The organism is Kocuria sp., assembly GCF_030536815.1.
Classification (GTDB): domain Bacteria; phylum Actinomycetota; class Actinomycetes; order Actinomycetales; family Micrococcaceae; genus Kocuria; species Kocuria gwangalliensis.
Window position 1 is genome coordinate 1 of sequence record NZ_JAUNPE010000268.1, and the last position, 2,188, is coordinate 2,188.

Here is a 2,188-nt window from a genome sequence, read left to right on the forward strand (position 1 = left end):
CTTCTTCTCGGTCTTCTTCTGGTTGGTCTTCTTTTCGGCTGTGGTTACGTGGGCGACCGGCTCGAGGGACACGGTGGGCGCTGCGGTGGGGGTGGCGGCAGCGACGGCCGACAGCGGGGCGTCGGTGGAGGCATCCGAGGTCGGGGTTGCCTGCACGGAGACGGTGGTGGCCAGGGCCAGGCCGGAGAAGGCCGCGACGGCGGCCACGGTGCGGGCCTTGCCGGTGAGGAGCGAGCCGAGGCCATTCGAGGAGGTCAGGTCACGAGTCATGAGGAGTTCAGCGGGCTTTCTGGCGGGCCGGGCGGATCTGTCGGAACGGTGTGGTGACAGCACGGATTACCCCGGTCAGGGGTGCAGGGTGTCACGGTGTCCGGCAGAGCGGGCCCCGGATCGGGAGCACCGCGCACGGCGGGTGAGTGGAGGAGAGGTGTGGTGCCCGCAGTGGACGAAAAACTCACTTGAGAGGCGGGGATTCTCTTGTGCAACCGGGGCGAGGACCGGGGCCCTCCGCGACGATTCCGGTCGTTGCGGAGGGCGGGCCGGCTCAGCGGTAGGTGTAGTAGCCGTCCACCGGCATGGCGTTGACGGAGTGGACGAAGGTGCCCTGGGTGGGGTTCAGGGCGGAGATCATCTTGCCGCCGCCGATGTAGATGCCGATGTGGGCCCCGCCGTTCTGGGAGACGAGGTCCCCAGGCTGCGGGGTAGCCGTGGGGGTGGCCGCGGCGATCTGCTGGAAGCTGGTGCGGGGGATCTCGATGCCGTTCTGGGCGTAGGCCCACTTCGTGAACCCGGAGCAGTCCCAGGCGCCGAAGGCGGTCCCGCCCCAGACGTAGCCGGTGCCGGCGCCCTGCATCGCGGTGCCCACGATCCCGGAGGCGCCGGTGATCTCGGTGATGTCCGCCGACTGGGTGGACACCGTCGCGGTCGAAGCGCTCTGCTCAGGAGCGGACGGGGCCTGGGTGGAGGCGGTGGAGACGGTCTGCGGGGCAACGACGGCCTGGGTGGCCGTCGAGGAGTAGGTCGTCAGCGCGGACGCGGGGGCCGAGTAGGCGGTGGCGGTGCCCGCGGGGATCTCGGCGTAGGCCTGGGCCGGGGCGATGGAGCCGATCACAGCCGCGCCGGCGGCAGCGGCGATCGTGGTGGTACGCACCAGGTGCGAGGTGGTCTCGGCGCGGTGGCGGGCAGTGCTGCGCTTGAAAATAGTCATGGGTGTGTTCCTCCCTTTGCCTACGAGGTGAGCTGTCGGATGCGGGTGGGAGACACCCGGCCGCCCCGGACGCAGACGTCCTGGGCGACTTAACCCCTAGGTCCCGGGTCACCGGGACCGAAAATGGTTCCCCCGCTTCTGCCAAGCGATTTCTCTTCAGGGACCCCGGGCACCGGCAGAATTCGGCGATGTGCACGAGGGCGCCGACCAGATCGATCAGCGGCACGCAGTGGACAGTAGCCCATCCATAACGAAAGTGTCACGTTTAGATCACAACCCGGTTTCTTCCCTCGGTCGGGGCTGAGAAGCCGGGCTCCTGGGCCCGGGAAGGCGCGTTCCGGAAGAGATAGGTTCGTCGCCCAGCTGAACTCGTCACGCAGCTATTGGCGGATTAGGGCCGGTCTGACTGGGCAAAATGGCATCGTGGCGCGCATTTCGCTGGACACAGTCGACGACGGCAAGAGACTTGGGACTACGCGTAGTCTCCAGTGTTCCTTGGGCAAACACCAAGGCTTCGTGAGGGAACTTTCGAGGTGGCTCACAGTTTGGAAAGGCCTCGGGGCGCCATTTCGAGATGCACGACGGGATTTCTTCACGGAATCTCTATATTCGGCCCGCTGCATCGATGCAAAAACCAGTCGATGGGATGCAGTTGCGCACCGCTGAGGTGTTCATCTTCATCAAATCTTCAAGATTTTGGGTCGCGTCACATGGAAAAGGCAGTCTACTGTCGATGGCATGGCGGGCTGGCTCCGGCCGGTTCGTCTCCTGTTGAACCGACGAAGGAGCAAGCCATGACCCATCACGTGAGCGCGATGCTGGAGACCTACCCGAAGGACCTCGGTGGGGTGGACAAGGAGAAGCTGGCCGCCTGTATCGAGGCGTGTTTCGAGTGCGCCCAGACCTGCACCGCCTGCGCTGATGCCTGCCTGTCCGAGGACATGGTCGCGGAGCTGACCAAGTGCATCCGCACCAACCTGG

Annotated in this window: 1 protein-coding gene, 2 pseudogenes and 1 riboswitch; of the genes and pseudogenes, 1 reads left to right on the forward strand and 2 read right to left on the reverse strand. The window is 65.9% G+C overall.

Going from position 1 to position 2,188, the window contains the following annotated elements; translation table 11 throughout:
* Both Q4E95_RS13035 and Q4E95_RS13040 read right to left on the reverse strand, forming a co-directional pair.
* Positions 1-270 (reverse strand): annotated as a pseudogene (locus Q4E95_RS13035) (hypothetical protein); the annotation flags it as partial.
* 274 nt (positions 271-544) lie between these two features.
* A complete protein-coding gene (locus tag Q4E95_RS13040) occupies positions 545-1,207 on the reverse strand; it encodes a C40 family peptidase (protein ID WP_129702180.1) in 663 nt (220 codons plus the stop codon).
* Between the two features lie 5 nt (positions 1,208-1,212).
* A riboswitch (cyclic di-AMP (ydaO/yuaA leader) is annotated at positions 1,213-1,405 on the reverse strand.
* Positions 1,406-2,001: 596 nt separating this feature from the next.
* Between Q4E95_RS13040 and Q4E95_RS13045 the strand changes: the two are divergent.
* Positions 2,002-2,188, forward strand: a pseudogene (locus Q4E95_RS13045) (four-helix bundle copper-binding protein); the annotation flags it as partial.

Coding starts and splice junctions, on each gene's coding strand:
- Q4E95_RS13040 (WP_129702180.1), bottom strand. CDS start 1,207: ATGACTATTTTCAAGCGCAGCACTGCCCGCCACCGCGCCGAGACCACC.